We start from the raw sequence: 16,597 nt of genomic DNA, 5'->3' as shown, positions 1-16,597 counted from the left end.
TCGTCACTCCCCCTCGAATGTCAGCTCGTCTTCGCCCAGCGGCGCGAGCATCGCGTCGATCCGCGCCTGGTCCAGCGTGGCCAGCCCGTCCCGCCAGGACGGGCTGCGGTCCTTGTCGATGATCTGCGCGCGGATGCCTTCCAGGAAATCCCCGTGCTCCATCGCACGCCAGGTGAACCGGTATTCCAGCGCCAGCGCCTGCTGGATCGTCAGGTCCGGGCCGCCGCCCAGCCGCTCCAGCATCTCCAGCGTCGCGGCCATGGCCAGAGGCGATCCACGGCGCAAGGCCTTGGCCGCGCCGGTGGCGAGCTCGCTGCCAGAGGCCGAACATCTCTCAAGGATTTCAGACAGATCCGTGCCGGAGAAAAGGGTAACTACCTCGGCCTGCATGGATTTCAGCGGCGCCGCCGGCGCCGCCGCCTGCGGGATGACATCCGGCGTGCCGCTCTCTTCCAGCGCGGCGATCACGGCGGGCCAGTCGTCTTCCGGCACATAGGCATCGGCAAAGCCCACGTGGATGGCATCGCCCGGACCCATGCGCGCGCCGGTCAGCCCCTGGTAGGCGCCCAGCCGCCCCGGCGCCTTCGCCAGAAGATAGGTGCCGCCCACGTCGGGGATCAGCCCGATGCCGCATTCCGGCATGGCCATGCGGCTGCTGTCGCCCACGATCCGGTGCGACCCGTGACAGCCGATGCCGACCCCGCCGCCCATGGTGAACCCCTGCATGAAGCTGACGACCGGCTTGGGAAAATCCGCCAGCCGCGCGTTCATCAGGTATTCGTCGCGCCAGAACCGCCGCGCATAATCGTAATCGCCCTGGATACCGTGGGCATGCAGCTGCGCGATGTCACCGCCCGCGCAGAAGGCCTTATCGCCCTCGGCGTCGATCACCACCAGGGCCACGGCATCGTCCCCGGCCCAGACTTTCAGCGCGGCGTCCATCTCAAGGCACATGTCCCATGTCAGCGCGTTCAGCGCCCTGGGGCGGGTCAGGGTGATGCGACCCGCCCGGCCGGTGATCCGGATATGTATGTCTGACATCTCAACGCTCCGCGAGCAGGCTGCGCGCGACGATCAAGCGCATGATTTCATTGGTGCCTTCCAGGATCTGGTGGACCCGCAGGTCGCGCACGATCTTCTCGATCCCGTAATCGGCAAGATAGCCATAGCCGCCATGCAGCTGCAGGCATTGGTCTGCGATGCGCGATCCGGCCTCGGTCACGAATTTCTTGGCCATGGCGCAATAGCGGGTCGCATCCGGTGCGCCCTGGTCCAGCTTCCAGGCGGCCTGGCGCAGGAACACCCGCGCGGCCTGAAGCTCGATCTCCATGTCGGCGAGGCGGAATTGCAGGGCCTGGAACTGGTCGATGCTCTGGCCGAAGGCCTTGCGGTCGCCCATATAGGCCAGCGTCTGGTCCAGCGCGGATTGCGCGGCACCCAGAGAACAGGCGGAGATGTTCAGCCGCCCGCCGTCAAGTCCTGCCATGGCATAGGAAAATCCACGGCCTTCCTCGCCCACGAGGTTCGCGGCGGGCACCGGGCACGCATCGAACTGCACCTGCGCCGTGGGCTGGGATTTCCAGCCCATCTTCTCCTCGAGCGCGCCGAAGGACAGGCCGGGTGTGCCTGCCTCGACCAGCATGGTGGAAATGCCTTTCGGCCCGGGGCCCCCGGTGCGCACCATGCAGAGATAGGCATCGGAATAGCTGCCGCCCGAGATGAAGGCCTTGGTGCCGGTGAGGCTGTAGCCCTCGTTGGTGCGCTCGGCCCGGGTGGTCAGGGCGGCGGCGTCGGAGCCGGCGCCGGGTTCGGTCAGGCAGTAGGACAGCACCGTTTCCATCGACATGACGCCGGGCAGGACGCGGGCCTTGAACTCGGCGCTGGCAAAGCTGTCGATCATCCGTGCGCACATGTTGTGGATGGACAGGAAGGCCGCAACAGAGGGGCAGGCCATCGACAGCGCCTCGAAGACCAGCGTCGCGTCGAGCCGTCCGAGGCCCGAGCCGCCGCTGTCTTCGCTGACATAGATGCCGCCGAACCCGAGCGCCGCCACCTTGGGCCATAGATCGCGGGGGATGGTCCCCTGGCGTTCCCAGTCGCGGGCATATGGCGCGATCTCGTCCTGGCCGAAGCCATGCGCCATGTCGAAAATGGCCTGTTGTTCCTCACTCAGGGCGAAATCCATGGCGCGCCTCCCCTCGACACCTGTGGTTTGAAAACCTGTTTCTTTTCTATCCGTTGCCGCGTGGCCGCGGCAAGGTGCAGCGCCGCAAAGCCACTTTGCGAAATGACGGGTGCGGCGGAGAAAATTCGGCGAATTTTCTCGGGCCCGGCTCAGAGGTCGGCGTGGAATTCCTCGATCAGGTGCTGCACCACCGCGCGGCCGGGATCCTCGCCGCGGGCGCCCGCCTCGGCATGGACGCGCCTCTGGCGGGCGGAGGAGGTGCCGTTTTCGGCGATGCGGCGCAGCTTGGCGATCCATTCCAGCGTTCCCAGCGCTTCGGCATCCTCGGCCAGCAGGCCGGTCAGCTCGTCCAGCAGCTGGGTCATCGGCTTGATCTGGCGGTCGCCGAAATCGATCAGGCCTTCGGTCACGCCGTAGCGTTGCGCGCGCCAGCGGTTCTCGGCGATCAGGAACCGATCGTATTCGCGCCAGCGCAGATTGCGTTCGCGCAGCCGCATCAGCATCCGGATCAGCGCCTGTACCAGGGCCGCCAGAGACAGCGCATGGTCGAGCCGGGGCGAGACATCCATGATCCGGGTCTCCAGCGTCGGGAAGCTGTTCGACGGGCGAAGGTCCCACCAGATCTTGGAGGTGTCCTCGATCACGCCCAGGTCGATGAGCGCCCCGGTGGTGCGCTGGAACTCGTCCCAGCTTTCGAAGCGGGGCGGCAGGCCGGTGCGGGGCAGGTTGTCGAAGACGGTCAGCCGGTAGGAGGCTAGATGCGTGTCCTCGCCGCCCCAGAAGGGCGAGGAAGCGGACAGCGCCAGCAGATGCGGCAGGAAGTAACAGAGCTGCGGCATCAGGTCGATGCGGCGGGCGTCGTCCTCGATGCCCACGTGCACATGCATCCCGCAGACCAGCATCCGCCGGGCCACGTTGCCAAGCGCATCCTGAAGGTCGTCATAGCGCTCCTTGCGGGTGTGATGCTGGACCTTCCAGTCGGCGAAAGGGTGGCAGCTGACGGCGATGGGGGCAAGGTTGTGCTCGGCCGCGCGGTCCGAGACGATCCGGCGCAGGCGGCGCAGGTCTTCCTGCGCGGCGGTGATGCTGGAACAGACGCGCGTGCCGACCTCGATCTGGCATTGCAGGAATTCGGGGCTGACCTGGCCCTCGGTATCGGCCTGGCAGGCCGTCATCAGCGCCTCGGGCGCCTGGGCGAGGTCGAGGCTGTCCTTGTCGACGAGAAGGTACTCCTCCTCGATGCCGATGGTGAAATCCTGTTGAATGGCGCCGCCCCCCGTTCCGCGGGGACAGTGAAGCCGGAAGCGACCGATCTGCCAAGGAAAATCCGTGGCCCGCGCTTGCGCCCGCCGGCCGGCGCGCCTAAGCGGGAGGGAACCGGTGACAGGAAAGGCAGGGGCCATGGCCAGGCGCAAATTCCCGAAGATGAACGACATGCTCGACGAGCTGGACGTGGCCCTGGTCGACAAGAACGAGATCCGCGCCGAACGCGCGCGGCTGGAGGCATTCGAGGCGCGCGGAGGGCTCAACGGGCCGGCCTATGCGCTGTCGCCGGGGATGGAGGCCTTCGACATCGCGCCGCTGGAGCGCGACTACATGGCCCATGCCGCTGACCTCGAGCGGCTGCGCACGGCAAGCACAACGGGCTACACGCCCGCCAACGGCTATTACGACACGCCGGATGCCGAGGCGCTTTACCTGATGATCCGCCGGCACGCGCCGAAGAGGGTGATCGAGGTCGGATGCGGCAACTCCACCCGTGTCACGCGCCAGGCGCTGATCGACGGGGAGATCCGCGGCACGATCACCGCCATCGACCCCTGGCCGCGCGCGGATATCGCCGGGGTGGTGGACCGGTTCGAACAGGGCCACGTCGAAGGCGTCGATCCGGCGCTCTTTGCCGAGCTGGAGGCCGACGACGTGCTCTTCATCGATTCGAGCCACGTGGTGCGGATGTCCAACGATGTCGCGCATCTCTTCTGCCGGATCATCCCGTCGCTGCCCGCGGGCGTAGTGATCCACGTGCACGACGTGTTCCTGCCCTATGAATACCCCAAGCGGTTCTTCTACGACTGCCCGGGCTGGGGCGAGCAATACATGCTGCACGCGCTGCTGCAGGGCGGCGGATACGAGATCCTGTGGCCGGGTTTCTACCTGCAGAAGGAACGGCCCGATGCGGTGGCCGCCCTGCCGTTCCTGGGCGGGGGCAGGGCGCAGAGCTTCTGGATGCGCAAGCTCTGAAACGCAGAAAGGACCCCGCACGGGATCCGTTTCAATCTTATCAAAAGGGGCGCCGCCCGGGATCGACCGGGCGCGGCGGATCGTCAGACCAGGCGAACCTGGGTGCCGATCTCGACCAGCGGATAAAGCTGTTCGACATGCTGGTTGTAAAGACCGATGCAGCCCGACGAGCTCTGGCGCCCGATCTTGCGGGTGTCATGCGTGCCGTGCACCAGGTAGGCCGGCCAGTCGAGATACATGGCGCGGGTGCCCAATGGGTTGCCGGGATCGCCGCCTTCCATGCGTTCGGGCAGGGTGGGATCGCGTTCGCGCATCGACGCCGTCGGCGTCCAGCTGGGGAACTCGGTCTTGCGCACGATCGTGGAATAGCCGCGGCGGGTCAGCTCCTCGCTCAGCGGCACCGAGGAGGGGTAAAGGCGGTAGGTCACCCCGTCACCGCCCCAGTAATGCACGGCGCGGCTGGTGATGTCGGCCAGAAGGCAGCCGACGCCCAGCTGGTCGAAATGGTCCTGCCAGTTCTGGGTGGTGAAGGACGAGATGTTGCGCTGCACCGGAACCTGGTCGCGAATGGCCGGTTCGGCCTGCGGAAAGGCATCGCTGGATTGCGCACGGGCAAGCGCCGGCGTGGCCAGGGTGGCGATACCGCTCAGGATCAGGCTGCGGCGGGACAGAGGCTTGTTGTGCTGGTCGGACATGTGGGCTCGGACCTCATCACGGTTACATAATGCACTTTTTTGAATGTGACTTACGCGTTTCCGGGCGATCAGGAAAGTGCGGGCTTCGGCAAAGCGGGGGGGCTCACGAAGAATTCACCGTCTTTGCCGCGCCCCGTGGTCTCGGAGCCTCAGTGCGTGTCGGGGTGACGGCCGCGCCGGGTCGGGGCATAGCCGGTGCTGCGCCCCGGAGAGGGCTGAGGCGGCGCGCTGCAGGGCTGGTCGGCCATGGCGAGGAAATCGGCAAAGCTTGTCTCGGGCTGGCCCAGAAGCGACAGGGCGTCAGCCTCGTGCTCCTGGATGCGGGGGATAACGCCCTTCATCGACCCGCGCGGCCGAAGCACCCGCTGTGCGATGTCCTGGGCCGCCCGATGCGGGGCGTGGTAGACAATGAGCGTTTCGGCGCCGTCCCAGGCAAAGAGATCAAGCTGTTTGGCCTGAAGAGACAGGAGCCCGGATGCGCTGCAATCGAAGCCCGTGACCTCGGTCAGGTCGAACAACTGCTTCTGTCCCGGCCGGAAATCCGGGTGGCGCAGGCAAAGGCGACAGGCTCCGATCATCGCGCTGGCCGTAAGACGGCCATGGGCGCTGAAGAAAACCAGCCCGCGACGCGGGAAGACACGCAACTTCATCGTCATATCAAGGCGTTACCTCGAAACAAGCAGGGGGCAGGCCTGCTGCCCACCCCCAGTTAATAACGCCAATAATCGCCGGTCAACGAATGGTTTCCATATGGTTAACGCAGCTTTCTGTCACGTCAACGCGCGCCGGTTCCCTGCGGCCGGCGCCGCCTGTGGGCCGGGCCCGGTCAGCCGGGCCCGGGTCTGCGTCAGTCCATGGCCTTGAAGTTGAACTCGCCGCCTTCCTTGATGCCCGAGAACCAGCGCGCCGTGACGGTCTTGGTCTTGGTGTAGAAGCGGAAGGCGTCGGGGCCGTACTGGTTCAGGTCACCGAAGGCCGACTTCTTCCAGCCGCCGAAGGTGTGGTAGCTCAGCGGAACCGGGATCGGGAAGTTGATGCCGACCATGCCCACGTTCACCCGGTGGGCGAAGTCGCGTGCGGTGTCGCCATCGGCGGTGAAGATCGCCGTGCCGTTGCCATAGGGGTTGTCCATGGTCAGCTTGAGCGCCTCTTCGTAGGTCTCGGTGCGGACCTGGCTGAGGACGGGACCAAAGATCTCTTCCTTGTAGATGTCCATCTCGGGCGTGACGTTGTCGAACAGCGTCGGGCCGACGAAGAAGCCCTCTTCATACCCCTGCAGCGAGAAATCGCGCCCGTCGCGCACCAGGGTCGCGCCCTGCTCGACGCCCGAGGTGATAAGGCCTTTGATCTTCTGCTCGGCCGCCTTGGTGATGACGGGGCCGTAATCGACATCTTCGCCGGCGGTGTAGGGGCCGACCTTCAGCTTGTCGATGCGCGGCACCAGGCGTTCGATCAGCGCGTCCGCGGTTTCGGCGCCCACCGGGACGGCGACCGAGATCGCCATGCAGCGTTCGCCGGCCGCGCCAAAGCCCGCGCCGACCAGCGCGTCGGCGGCCTTGTCCATGTCGGCGTCCGGCATGACGATCATGTGGTTCTTCGCACCGCCGAAGCATTGCGCCCGCTTGCCGTTCGCGGTGGCGCGGCCATAGATATACTGCGCGATCGGGGTGGAGCCGACAAAGCCCACCGCCTGCACCGTCTCGTTGTCCAGGATCGCGTCGACGGCTTCCTTGTCGCCGTTGATCACCTGCAGCACGCCATCGGGCAGGCCGGCTTCCTTGATCAGCTCGGCCAGCAGCAGAGAGGTCGAGGGGCAGCGCTCGGACGGCTTGAGGATCATCGCGTTGCCGCAGGCGAGCGCCGGCGCCATCTTCCACAGCGGGATCATCGCCGGGAAGTTGAAGGGCGTGATGCCCGCGACCACACCGAGCGGTTGGCGCATGGAATAAAGATCGATGCCCGGGCCGCCGTTGTCGGTGTATTCGCCCTTCAGCATGTTGGGCGCGCCCATGCAGACCTCGACCACTTCCAGCCCGCGCTGCACGTCGCCGCGCGCGTCGGGCAGGGTCTTGCCGTGTTCGCGGCTGACCAGCTCGGCGAGCTTGTCCATGTTCTCGTTGATGAGCTGGCCGAACTTCATCATCACCCGCGCGCGGCGCTGAGGGTTGGTGGCGCCCCAGGCGACCTGTGCCTCGGCAGCCTTGGCGATGGCCTCGTTGATCTCTTCGACCGAGGCGAGCGGGACCTTGGCCTGCACCTCGCCAGTGGCGGGGTTGAAGATCTCGGTGAAGCGGCCCGATGTGCCAGTCACGCGCGCGCCGTTGATGTAATGCTGGATCTCTTCCATCGGGTGTCTCCTCGGGATGGTCGGATTTTGGGCACATCCTAATCTTGCAGAAACGCGCTGAACAGGGGCAAGATCCCAAAGAGGTTTTGCAATATTGCAGGGGTGAGATGGAACCGCACTGGGACGACATGAAGGTGTTCCTTGCCGTCACCCGGGCCGAGAGCCTGTCGGGCGCGGGCCGGCGGCTGAAGCTGGACCCGGCCACCGTCGGGCGGCGGATCGCCCGGCTGGAAGCGGCGGTGGAGGCGCCGCTGTTCCTGAAATCGCCGCAGGGCTACACGCTGACGCCCGCCGGAGAACGGTTGCTGGCCCATGGCGAGCGGGCAGAGCAGGCGATGCGGGCGGGGATGGATGCGATTGCGGGATCCTCGGACCGGCTGACCGGGCAGATCCGCATTGGCGCGCCGGATGGCTGCGCGACCTACCTGCTGCCGCAGGTCTGCCTGTCCATCGCGCGCGAGAACCCGGACCTGGACATCCAGGTCGTGGCCCAGCCACGGGTCGTGAACCTGTCGCGGCGCGAGGCGGACATGGCGATCACCGTCAGCCCGCCCACGGCGGGGCAGCTGCTGGTGAAAAAGATCACCGATTACCGGCTGCACCTGGCCGGCGCCGAGGATTTCCTGGCGCGGCACCCGATCCAGGCGCGCGCCGACCTGCGCGGGCTGCCGATGGTGGGTTACATCCCGGACATGATCTTCGATGCCGAACTGGACTACCTGCATGAACTGGGTGTCGATCGCGTCGCCCTCGCATCGAATTCGGTGCCCGTGCAGCTGCGGATGACCGAAGGTGGACAGGGGCTTTGCGTGGCGCATGATTTCGCGCTACCGTTCCACCCAAGGTTGCGCAGGGTCCTGAGCGAGGAGATTGCGCTGAAACGGGCCTTCTACCTGGTCCGGCACCAGAGCGATCAGCGAAGCGAGCGGCTGAACCGCTTCTCGGCCGTTTTAGCCGAGCGTCTGAAAGCCGAAGTTTACCAGCTCGAAGGTGCTGCTTGACTTTAACTTTTATTGCGGCAACGCTTTTGATTAAGAAAGAAAAATACCGGCCCGATCAGCGGCGCCGTGAGAGGATGCCAACAGAGCCATAGCATGTGGAGGAGACGCCATGCTCGTGCACCAGATTATCAAGTCCAAGCCCGAGGCGGGCGTCGTGACGGTTGGGCCGGATACGTCGATCGCGGATGTCGCGAAGATCCTGGCCGACAAGCGGATCGGGACGGTCGTGGTCAGCGAGGATGGAAAGGTGGCGCTTGGCATTCTGTCGGAGCGCGACATCGTGCGCGAACTGGCCCAGTCCGGGTCCTCGTGCCTGTCGCGGCTGGTGTCGGATTACATGACCCGCGACGTGGTCACCTGCAACAGCCGGTCTGCCGTGTCCGAGGTGTTGTCCAAGATGACCGAGGGCCGGTTCCGCCACATGCCCGTGGTCGAAGATGACGCAATGATCGGGCTGATCTCGCTCGGCGACGTGGTCAAGGCACAGCTCCAGGCCCTGGAAATGGAGAAAGATGCGCTCGAAGGCATGATCATGGGCCACTAGGCCGCTTGCATCCCCTGCGAAATTTTGTTTCGTTGCAACCCGGTGCGGCAGTGGGAGGCATGTCATGCGCGTCGGGTTGTATCCGGGAACCTTCGACCCGGTCACTCTGGGTCATATCGACATCATACGCCGCGCCTCCGCGCTGGTGGACAAGTTGGTGATCGGTGTCGCGATAAACCGCGACAAGGGTCCACTGTTTACGCTCGAAGAGCGTGTGGCCATGCTGGAACCCGAGCTGGTGCTGCTGTCGGAGCAGACCGGGACCGAGATCGTGGCCCATCCGTTCGAGAACCTGCTGATCGATTGCGCCCATGACGTGGGCGCGACGATCATCGTGCGTGGTCTTCGGGCGGTCGCGGATTTCGAATACGAATTCCAGATGGTCGGCATGAACCGGGCGCTCGACGATTCGGTCGAGACGGTGTTCCTGATGGCCGAGGCGCGCCACCAGGCGATTGCCTCGAAGCTGGTGAAAGAGATCTGCCGGCTGAAGGGCGACGTGTCGAAATTCGTGCCCCAGGCGGTGAACGATGCGCTGATCCGGAGGATGCACGGCTGACCGCGGATCTCAGTGACGCCATGTAAGTTATTGGATTTGCGTATTTTCGGCCGGGATGTTCCCGGCCGAAAGCGTTCCGGGGCAGGCCTTGGGCCGCGCCCCTCGGGCCCCGAATAAGAAACGGCCCGGTCGAAGGACCGGGCCGGGGAAAAGATCAGACCTGAAAGACTTCTCAGACCGCGGCCATGGCGAGCGCCGTGTCCGCCATGCGGTTCGAAAAGCCCCATTCGTTGTCGTACCAGGTCAGGATCCGCACCATGGTGCCGTCCATGACCTTGGTCTGATCCAGGTGGAAGACCGAGGAATGCGGGTCATGGTTGAAATCCATCGAGACGTTGGGCTTGTCCGTGTAGCCCAGGATACCCTTCAGCGGGCCGTCGGCAGCGGCCCTTATCGCGTCGTTGATCTCTTCGATGCTGGTGGCGCGGGCGGCGTTGAAGGTCAGGTCCACGACCGAGACATTCGGCGTTGGCACCCGGATCGCCACGCCGTCGAGCTTGCCGTTCAGCTCCGGCAGCACGAGGCCCACGGCCTTGGCGGCGCCCGTTGAGGTCGGGATCATCGACATGGCCGCGGCGCGGGCCCGGTACAGGTCCTTGTGCATCGTGTCCAGTGTCGGCTGGTCGCCGGTGTAGCTGTGGATCGTGGTCATGAAGCCCTTTTCGATCCCAATGGCATCGTTCAGCACCTTGGCCACGGGCGCCAGGCAGTTGGTCGTGCAGGACGCGTTCGAGACCACTTCGTGTTCGGCCGTCAGCTGGTCGTGGTTCACGCCGTAAACCACCGTCAGGTCCGCGCCGCTTGCCGGCGCCGAGACCAGAACCTTCTTCGCGCCGTTCGACAGATGTGCGGCGGCCTTGTCGCGGGCCGTGAAGATGCCGGTGCATTCCAGCGCGATGTCGACACCGTCCCAGGGCAGGGCGGCGGGGTCACGCTCGGCGGTGACCTTGATCGGGCCATAGCCCACGTCGATGGCGTCGCCCACGACCTTCACCTCGGCCGGGAAGCGTCCGTGCACGCTGTCGAACTGCAGAAGGTGGGCATTGGTTTCGACCGGACCCAGGTCGTTGATGGCGACGACCTCGATGTCGCTGCGCCCGCTTTCCACGATACCGCGCAACACGTTGCGTCCGATGCGTCCGAATCCGTTGATGGCAACTTTGACCGTCATCTCTATCTCCCGGCTGGCGGGCCGCGCGGGACCCGCGATGACACCTGATCTGGCGCCTCCTGAAGCACCCTGAACTGGTTAGCGCTAACAAGCAAGGCTTGCACCACAGCCCCCCACTGTTGTCAACCAGGGGGCCGGGATCACGCCCTGCTCAGCGCCAGAAGGCCATCCATTCGATGAGGTTATAAAGCTTCTTTCCCAGAAAAACGATGTGTTCGGTGCCATAGAAGGCCACGTCGGCGGTCACGGCCGAAACGATCACGATCCCGAGGAACAGGGCAAGGCGGTCGGTCATGGGCAGGCAGGTCCGAAGGAAAAGGCCCGGCCAGATATGCCTGACCGGGCCCGAAGCCACAAGTTCGCGAATGTCCCCGACCGAGGGTCAGGCGGCCAGGGCCGCTTTCTGCAGCCGGCCCATGGCCACGGCTACGTCGGCCATGCGCGCCGAGAAGCCCCATTCGTTGTCGTACCAGGCCAGCACGCGTACCATGCGGCCATCGACGACGCGGGTCTGGTCGGGCGCGAAGATCGAGCTTTCCTCGGTGTGGTTGAAATCGACCGAGACCTTCTGCTCTTCATCATAGGCCAGCACGCGGCCCATCTTGCCCCGCGCGGCGGCGGCCACGGCGGCGTTGACCTCTTCGGCGGTCACATCACGGCCGGCGCGGAAGGTCAGGTCCACCGCCGAGACATTCGGCGTGGGCACGCGGATCGACGAGCCGTCGAGCTTGCCGCGCAGCTTGGGCAGAACCTCGCCCAGGGCCTTGGCGGCGCCGGTGGTGGTGGGGATCATCGCCATGGCGGCGGCGCGGGCGCGATAGAGATCCTTGTGCCGGCGGTCGATGGTCGACTGGTCCCCGGTATAGGAATGCACGGTGGTCATGATGCCGTGCTCGATGCCGAAGGCTTCGTCCAGCACCTTGGCCAGCGGGGCCAGGCAATTGGTGGTGCAGGAGCCGTTGGAAACCATGGTGGTGTCGGCGCTCAGCTCATGGTCATTCACGCCGTAGACGACTGTTTTCTGGACATTTTTCGCAGGAGCCGAGATCAGCACCGCGCCGGCGCCCTGGTCCAGGTGGACCGAGGCGGTGTTGCCGTCGTTGAACTTGCCGGTGCATTCCAGGACCACGTCGCAGCCCGACCAGTCAATCTCGGACGGATCATAGGTCGAATACATCTCGATCGGTCCGGCGCCGAGGTCCATCGTGCCGTCGCCCACGGTGATCTGGCCGGGAAAGCGGCCATGCACGCTGTCGTAGCGCATCAGGTGGGCCGCGGTGTCCAGCGGGCCAGTCGCGTTGACCTTGACGACGCGGATGTCCTCGCGCCCGGACTGCGCAATGTGGCTGAGGGTGCAACGTCCGATGCGGCCAAAGCCGTTGATGCCGACATGAATGGTCATTCAACTCGCTCCGAAAAAGGGATGTGGTTGAGAAGGATATAGACGCTGCAGCACAGCGCGAAAAGGCAAAAGGGACGTATTTTCATAATGTTAGCGCAAACCAGGTCCGGTTGCGCTAACGCTTGCCTTGGGATTGAATTGCTCTAGGGTCTCAACCGCAATACGGGGGTGCGCATGCGTGCGTGCCTTCGGCGGCACAGGACCAAGGGCAACGGGGCGGCACGGGCGATGAGCGGACTTCTGGCATTGTTGGACGACGTGGCGGGTATCGCCAAGGTCGCGGCGGCTTCGGTGGATGACGTGGCGGGGCAGGCGGCCAAGGCCGGGGCCAAGGCCGCCGGCGCGGTGATCGATGATGCCGCGGTCACGCCGAAATACCTTCACGGCTTCTCGGCGGCGCGCGAGATTCCGATCGTCTGGCGGATCGCCAAGGGGTCGTTCTTCAACAAGCTGGTGATCCTGCTGCCCATTGCTCTGCTGCTGGCGCAATTCGCGCCCTGGGCGATCTCCCCCTTGCTGATGCTGGGGGGCTGTTACCTCTGTTTCGAGGGGGCGGAGAAGGTCGTGCATTCCTTCCTGCCCCATGACGGCCATCCACCCGAGGTGAACCCGGTCGACAGCGATCCGGCGCATCTTGAGGAGAAGAAGGCGCGCGGGGCGATCAAGACCGATTTCATCCTGTCGGCCGAGATCATGACCATCGCGCTGTCGGCGATCCCCGAGGGGCACTGGGCCTTTGTCGGCGTGGTGCTGGCGCTGGTCGGGATCGGGATCACCGTCGTGGTCTACGGGTCGGTGGCGCTGATCGTGAAGGCGGATGACTTCGGATTGTATCTCGCCGGGACTGACTCGGGTGTCCTGCGGGCCATCGGCAAGCGGATCGTGTACGTGATGCCCTATTTCATGAAGGTGCTGACCATCGTCGGCACGGCGGCGATGCTCTGGGTCGGCGGGTCGATCATCATCCACGGGCTGGAAGAGCTGGGCTATGGCGCGCTCGGCCACTGGATCCACGATGTGGCGGTGGCGGTCGGCCACGCTGTGCCCGAGAACATCACCCCGGCGGTGGAATGGAGCGTGACGGCGCTGTTCGACGGGATCTTCGGGGTTCTGCTGGGGGCGCTGCTGATCCCGGTGGCGGAATACGTGGTTCAGCCGGTGATCGGGCTGTTCGGCGGGGCCGAAAGCAAGGCGGATCACTGAGATCGGAGCAGGCGGGCCGGGGCGATGCGCCTGGAATGACCGCTGCAGCGCGGTGTGCCCGGGTCGTCTGTGCGATGTCGTGAAAGGCGTGGACCCCAACGCGGATCGGCGCGCGGCGGACTGACCGCCGCCTGCGCCTGTGTTATTTCCGGTGTCGGGATCCCGCGATCATGCCCGTCCCGGTAAGCCGAGGGCGGGTCCCGATCGGACACCGCCCGGGCAGGATCAGCTTTCGACTTCGTCCACCGGTTGGGCGTTGAGCTGGCCGTAGTTCTGGGCGCCGATCGTGTCGTGCAGCTCGATCTGCGTTTCCAGGAAGTCCACGTGGCCTTCCTCGTCCTTGAGAAGCTCTTCGAACAGCATCTTGGAGACGTAATCGCCGACCTCTTCGCAATACTTGCGGGCCTCGGAATACAGCGCCACGGCGTCCATCTCGCCGGCCAGATCGCAGGTCAGCGTCTCGCGCACGTTCTCGCCGATGCGCAGGGGATCCAGCGTCTGCAGGTTGGGGTGGCCTTCGAGAAAGATGATGCGATCGATGATCTTGTCCGCGTGGGTCATCTCTTCGATGGATTCGGCGCGCGATTTCTTGGCCAGCTTGCCATAGCCCCAGTCGGCCTGCAGCCGGTAGTGGACCCAATACTGGTTGATCGCCGTCAGTTCGGCTCTAAGAGCCCTGTTGAGATACTCGATGACCTTGGTGTCGCCCTTCATGCGCCTTGTCCTTCTCGCGGTGCCTTGGTTTCAGCCCGCGAAGGATCGCGGGCACTTCCAAGTTAGCGCTTTCACGCATGGTCGCAACAAACAGATGCATACATCTGCCGCAGTCAGGTTTTTTTCCCAGCGCATGATAGATCTTGCCGGGCGTGATGATGGTCGCCGGATCGGATTTCCGCATCCAGTCGATCGCCGAGTGGATGTCGTGATCGCTGATCCGCTGACAACTGCAAATGATCATCTTGTCGGTCCTGCTCTCGCTCTCGGACCCATTGATGACAGAAACACTCGGATTGTCAATTCCGAGCGAAAGACTCGCCTTCACGATCCCGCGCGGACCCGGCGATGGGCACGAAAAAGGGCCCGCCGGAGGTGACCGGCGGGCCCTTGGGCACTTGGCGTCGGGAGTGTCAGGCGAGCAGAGCCTTGACCTTCCCGACCACGGCCTCGGCCGTGATTCCGAACTTCTCGAAAAGCTCCTCGGCCGGGGCGGAGGAGCCGAAGCTGTCCATGCCGACGAAATCGGCCTTGGCTTCGCGGCCGCGCTCGCCCAGCAGCCAGCGGTCCCAGCCCTGGCGCACGGCGGCCTCGATGCCGACGCGGACAGCGCCCGCCGGAAGGACGCGCTTGCGATAGGCTTCGTCCTGCTGCGCGAACAATTCCATGCAGGGCATGGAGACGACGCGCGTGCCGATGCCCTCGGCCTGCAGCGCCTCGCGCGCCTCAAGCGCGATCGAGACCTCGGAGCCGGTGGCGATCAGGATCGCCTGGCGCTTGCCCTCGGCTTCGGCCAGCACATAGGCGCCCTGGGCGGTCAGGTTCTTCGGCTTGTACTCGCCGCGCACCGTCGGCAGGCCCTGGCGGGTCAGCGACAGGACCGACGGGGTGGCCTCCTGCGTCAGCGCGATTTCCCAGGCCTCGGCGGTTTCCACCGTGTCGGCGGGGCGGAACACGAAGGTGTTCGGCGTCGCGCGGCTGATCGCCAGGTGCTCGACCGGCTGGTGGGTCGGGCCGTCTTCGCCGAGGCCGATGGAATCGTGGGTCATCACGAAGACCGTCGGCACCTTCATCAGAGCGGCCAGGCGCATCGCCGGGCGGGCATAGTCGGTGAAGCACATGAAGGTGCCGCCGTAGGGGCGGATACCGCCATGCAGCGCCATGCCGTTCATCGCTGCGGCCATGCCGTGTTCGCGGATGCCGTAGTGGATGTAGCGGCCCTTGCGGTTGTCGGTGTCGAAGATGCCCAGATCCGCGGTCTTGGTGTTGTTCGATCCCGTCAGGTCGGCCGAGCCGCCGATGGTCTCGGTCATGACCGGGTTGATCACTTCCAGCACCATTTCCGAGCTCTTGCGCGTGGCGACCTTGGGCTGGCTTTCGGCCATCTGCTTCTTCAGCGCGCGAATCGTGGCCACGAAGCGCTTGGGCGCCTCGCCGGCGATGACCCGCTCGAACCGGGTCCGCTTGCCGGCGCTGGCGGCGGCCAGGCGCTCGTCCCAGGCGGCTTTCTCGGCGGCGCCGCGCGTGCCGATGGATTCCCAGGCCTTCTTCACCTCGTCGGGCACCTCGAAGGCGCCGGCCGGCGCGCCATAGGCGGCCTTGGCGTCGGCGATCAGCTGCGCATCGGTCAGCGCGCCGTGGCCCTTGGAGGTGTCCTGCGCCGAAGAGCCGAGCGCGATATGCGTCTTGCAGGCGATCATCGAGGGCTTGCCGGCCTTCTTCGCGGCCGTGATCGCCTCGTCGATGGCCTGCGGGTCATGGCCGTCGATTTCCTGCACGTGCCAGCCGCTGGCCTTGAATCGCGCGACCTGGTCGGTGCGGTCGGCCATGTCGACGGTGCCGTCGATGGTAATGTTGTTGTTGTCCCAGAAGACCACCAGCCGGTCGAGCTCTTGCCGGCCGGCAAGCGCGATCGCCTCCTGGCTGACGCCCTCCATCAGGCAGCCGTCGCCGGCGATGACATAGGTGTAGTGATCCACCAGCTGCTTGCCGAAATTGGCCCGCAGCGAGGCCTCGGCGATGGCGAAGCCGACCGAGTTCGCAAGACCCTGGCCCAGCGGGCCGGTCGTCGTCTCGATGCCCTTGGCGAGGAAGTTCTCCGGGTGCCCGGCGGTCTTCGAGCCCCACTGACGGAAGTTCTTGATCTGGTCGAGCGTGATCTCCTCGGACCCGGTCAGGTAGAGCAGCGAATAGATCAGCATCGACCCGTGGCCGGCCGACAGTATGAACCGGTCGCGGTCGGGCCACTCGGGATTGGCGGCGTCGAACTTCAGGTGCTTTTCAAAGAGCACGGTCGCCACGTCGGCCATGCCCATCGGCATGCCGGAATGGCCGGAATTGGCCGCGGCGACGGCGTCCAGCGTCAGGGTCCGGATCGCGGCCGCCTTGGCCCAATGCTCGGGGTTGGCGGTGCGCAGCGCAGTGAGATCCACCGGGGCTCTCCTTGAATTGATCTCCATTGGCCGCTCAATACCAAGCGGGGGGCAAAGTGCAAGGCGCGAGCGCGCGCATCAGGAGTGCCGCTCAAGTGCTTGA

General features: G+C 65.3%; 17 protein-coding genes. 5 read left to right on the top strand and 12 right to left on the bottom strand.

Going from position 1 to position 16,597, the window contains the following annotated elements; translation table 11 throughout:
* Positions 1 to 3 precede the first annotated feature (3 nt).
* The 3 genes from ATO3_RS08845 to ATO3_RS08835 all read right to left on the bottom strand — a co-directional run bounded on the left by ATO3_RS08845 (position 4) and on the right by ATO3_RS08835 (position 3,450).
* On the bottom strand, positions 4 to 1,041 hold the full coding sequence (locus tag ATO3_RS08845) for an enoyl-CoA hydratase/isomerase family protein (protein WP_088649492.1): 1,038 nt from the start codon (positions 1,039 to 1,041) through the stop codon (positions 4 to 6).
* 1 nt (position 1,042) lies between these two features.
* On the bottom strand, positions 1,043 to 2,185 hold the full coding sequence (locus ATO3_RS08840; RefSeq protein ID WP_088649491.1) for an acyl-CoA dehydrogenase family protein: 1,143 nt from the start codon (positions 2,183 to 2,185) through the stop codon (positions 1,043 to 1,045).
* A 149-nt stretch (positions 2,186 to 2,334) separates the two neighbouring features.
* Positions 2,335 to 3,450: a carboxylate-amine ligase gene (locus ATO3_RS08835; RefSeq protein ID WP_088649887.1), complete on the bottom strand. Its 1,116-nt coding sequence runs from the start codon at positions 3,448 to 3,450 to the stop codon at positions 2,335 to 2,337.
* A 136-nt stretch (positions 3,451 to 3,586) separates the two neighbouring features.
* Between ATO3_RS08835 and ATO3_RS08830 the strand changes: the two genes are divergently transcribed.
* Entirely contained in the window at positions 3,587 to 4,426 is an 840-nt protein-coding gene (locus tag ATO3_RS08830) for a class I SAM-dependent methyltransferase (RefSeq protein WP_088649490.1), read from the top strand.
* An 83-nt stretch (positions 4,427 to 4,509) separates the two neighbouring features.
* Here the strand turns inward: ATO3_RS08830 and ATO3_RS08825 are convergent, their stop codons facing one another.
* From ATO3_RS08825 to ATO3_RS08815, 3 genes are all read right to left on the bottom strand, one after another.
* Positions 4,510 to 5,121 (bottom strand): L,D-transpeptidase, encoded by a 612-nt coding sequence (locus ATO3_RS08825; protein WP_088649489.1) that lies wholly within the window; start codon positions 5,119 to 5,121, stop codon positions 4,510 to 4,512.
* A gap of 149 nt (positions 5,122 to 5,270) precedes the next feature.
* On the bottom strand, positions 5,271 to 5,777 hold the full coding sequence (locus tag ATO3_RS08820; RefSeq protein WP_088649488.1) for a hypothetical protein: 507 nt from the start codon (positions 5,775 to 5,777) through the stop codon (positions 5,271 to 5,273).
* 191 nt (positions 5,778 to 5,968) lie between these two features.
* A complete protein-coding gene (locus tag ATO3_RS08815) occupies positions 5,969 to 7,468 on the bottom strand; it encodes a CoA-acylating methylmalonate-semialdehyde dehydrogenase (protein WP_088649487.1) in 1,500 nt (499 codons plus the stop codon).
* Positions 7,469 to 7,575: 107 nt separating this feature from the next.
* Here ATO3_RS08815 and ATO3_RS08810 point away from each other — a divergent pair, with 107 nt between their 5' ends.
* The 3 genes from ATO3_RS08810 (at position 7,576) to coaD (ending at position 9,572) form a co-directional block, all read left to right on the top strand.
* The gene (locus ATO3_RS08810) at positions 7,576 to 8,469 is read left to right on the top strand and encodes a LysR family transcriptional regulator (protein ID WP_088649486.1); all 894 of its coding nucleotides are present in this window, start codon (positions 7,576 to 7,578) and stop codon (positions 8,467 to 8,469) included.
* 109 nt (positions 8,470 to 8,578) lie between these two features.
* Positions 8,579 to 9,013 carry a CBS domain-containing protein gene (locus ATO3_RS08805; protein ID WP_088649485.1) on the top strand — a complete coding sequence of 145 codons (435 nt, stop codon included), beginning with the start codon at positions 8,579 to 8,581 and terminating at the stop codon, positions 9,011 to 9,013.
* A 64-nt stretch (positions 9,014 to 9,077) separates the two neighbouring features.
* Positions 9,078 to 9,572 (top strand): pantetheine-phosphate adenylyltransferase, encoded by a 495-nt coding sequence (coaD, locus tag ATO3_RS08800; protein ID WP_088649484.1) that lies wholly within the window; start codon positions 9,078 to 9,080, stop codon positions 9,570 to 9,572.
* 172 nt (positions 9,573 to 9,744) lie between these two features.
* Here the strand turns inward: coaD and gap (ATO3_RS08795) are convergent, their stop codons facing one another.
* From gap (ATO3_RS08795) to gap (ATO3_RS08785), 3 genes are all read right to left on the bottom strand, one after another.
* A complete protein-coding gene (gap, locus tag ATO3_RS08795; RefSeq protein WP_088649483.1) occupies positions 9,745 to 10,743 on the bottom strand; it encodes a type I glyceraldehyde-3-phosphate dehydrogenase in 999 nt (332 codons plus the stop codon).
* A gap of 151 nt (positions 10,744 to 10,894) precedes the next feature.
* Positions 10,895 to 11,038, bottom strand: coding sequence for a hypothetical protein (locus ATO3_RS28990; RefSeq protein ID WP_198963226.1), 144 nt, complete (start codon positions 11,036 to 11,038; stop codon positions 10,895 to 10,897).
* 87 nt (positions 11,039 to 11,125) lie between these two features.
* Positions 11,126 to 12,145, bottom strand: a complete 1,020-nt coding sequence (gap, locus tag ATO3_RS08785; RefSeq protein ID WP_088649481.1) for a type I glyceraldehyde-3-phosphate dehydrogenase — start codon at positions 12,143 to 12,145, stop codon at positions 11,126 to 11,128.
* A 228-nt stretch (positions 12,146 to 12,373) separates the two neighbouring features.
* Between gap (ATO3_RS08785) and ATO3_RS08780 the strand changes: the two genes are divergently transcribed.
* Complete coding sequence (locus ATO3_RS08780; RefSeq protein ID WP_088649480.1) at positions 12,374 to 13,348, top strand: DUF808 domain-containing protein; 975 nt, start codon at positions 12,374 to 12,376, stop codon at positions 13,346 to 13,348.
* A 225-nt stretch (positions 13,349 to 13,573) separates the two neighbouring features.
* Here the strand turns inward: ATO3_RS08780 and bfr are convergent, their stop codons facing one another.
* The 3 genes from bfr to tkt form a co-directional block, all read right to left on the bottom strand.
* A complete protein-coding gene (gene bfr, locus ATO3_RS08775; protein ID WP_088649479.1) occupies positions 13,574 to 14,062 on the bottom strand; it encodes a bacterioferritin in 489 nt (162 codons plus the stop codon).
* Entirely contained in the window at positions 14,016 to 14,306 is a 291-nt protein-coding gene (locus tag ATO3_RS08770; RefSeq protein ID WP_088649478.1) for a (2Fe-2S)-binding protein, read from the bottom strand. Before ATO3_RS08770 ends, bfr begins: the two co-directional genes overlap by 47 nt.
* Before the next feature lie 169 nt (positions 14,307 to 14,475).
* Positions 14,476 to 16,494 carry a transketolase gene (tkt, locus tag ATO3_RS08765; RefSeq protein ID WP_088649477.1) on the bottom strand — a complete coding sequence of 673 codons (2,019 nt, stop codon included), beginning with the start codon at positions 16,492 to 16,494 and terminating at the stop codon, positions 14,476 to 14,478.
* Between the last annotated feature and the right edge of the window lie 103 nt (positions 16,495 to 16,597).

Origin of the sequence: Marinibacterium profundimaris (genome assembly GCF_002210095.1) — a bacterium.
In the GTDB taxonomy this organism is placed as follows: Bacteria; Pseudomonadota; Alphaproteobacteria; order Rhodobacterales; family Rhodobacteraceae; genus Marinibacterium; species Marinibacterium profundimaris.
Note: the sequence above shows the minus strand (reverse complement) of the source record. Positions and strands in the feature narration are given on the sequence as shown.

Coding starts and splice junctions, on each gene's coding strand:
- ATO3_RS08825 (WP_088649489.1), bottom strand. CDS start 5,121: ATGTCCGACCAGCACAACAAGCCTCTGTCCCGCCGCAGCCTGATCCTG.
- gap (WP_088649481.1), bottom strand. CDS start 12,145: ATGACCATTCATGTCGGCATCAACGGCTTTGGCCGCATCGGACGTTGC.
- ATO3_RS08820 (WP_088649488.1), bottom strand. CDS start 5,777: ATGACGATGAAGTTGCGTGTCTTCCCGCGTCGCGGGCTGGTTTTCTTC.
- ATO3_RS08805 (WP_088649485.1), top strand. CDS start 8,579: ATGCTCGTGCACCAGATTATCAAGTCCAAGCCCGAGGCGGGCGTCGTG.
- bfr (WP_088649479.1), bottom strand. CDS start 14,062: ATGAAGGGCGACACCAAGGTCATCGAGTATCTCAACAGGGCTCTTAGA.
- ATO3_RS08770 (WP_088649478.1), bottom strand. CDS start 14,306: ATGATCATTTGCAGTTGTCAGCGGATCAGCGATCACGACATCCACTCG.
- ATO3_RS08810 (WP_088649486.1), top strand. CDS start 7,576: ATGGAACCGCACTGGGACGACATGAAGGTGTTCCTTGCCGTCACCCGG.
- ATO3_RS28990 (WP_198963226.1), bottom strand. CDS start 11,038: ATGACCGACCGCCTTGCCCTGTTCCTCGGGATCGTGATCGTTTCGGCC.
- ATO3_RS08845 (WP_088649492.1), bottom strand. CDS start 1,041: ATGTCAGACATACATATCCGGATCACCGGCCGGGCGGGTCGCATCACC.
- ATO3_RS08840 (WP_088649491.1), bottom strand. CDS start 2,185: ATGGATTTCGCCCTGAGTGAGGAACAACAGGCCATTTTCGACATGGCG.
- gap (WP_088649483.1), bottom strand. CDS start 10,743: ATGACGGTCAAAGTTGCCATCAACGGATTCGGACGCATCGGACGCAAC.
- coaD (WP_088649484.1), top strand. CDS start 9,078: ATGCGCGTCGGGTTGTATCCGGGAACCTTCGACCCGGTCACTCTGGGT.
- ATO3_RS08780 (WP_088649480.1), top strand. CDS start 12,374: ATGAGCGGACTTCTGGCATTGTTGGACGACGTGGCGGGTATCGCCAAG.
- ATO3_RS08815 (WP_088649487.1), bottom strand. CDS start 7,468: ATGGAAGAGATCCAGCATTACATCAACGGCGCGCGCGTGACTGGCACA.
- ATO3_RS08830 (WP_088649490.1), top strand. CDS start 3,587: ATGGCCAGGCGCAAATTCCCGAAGATGAACGACATGCTCGACGAGCTG.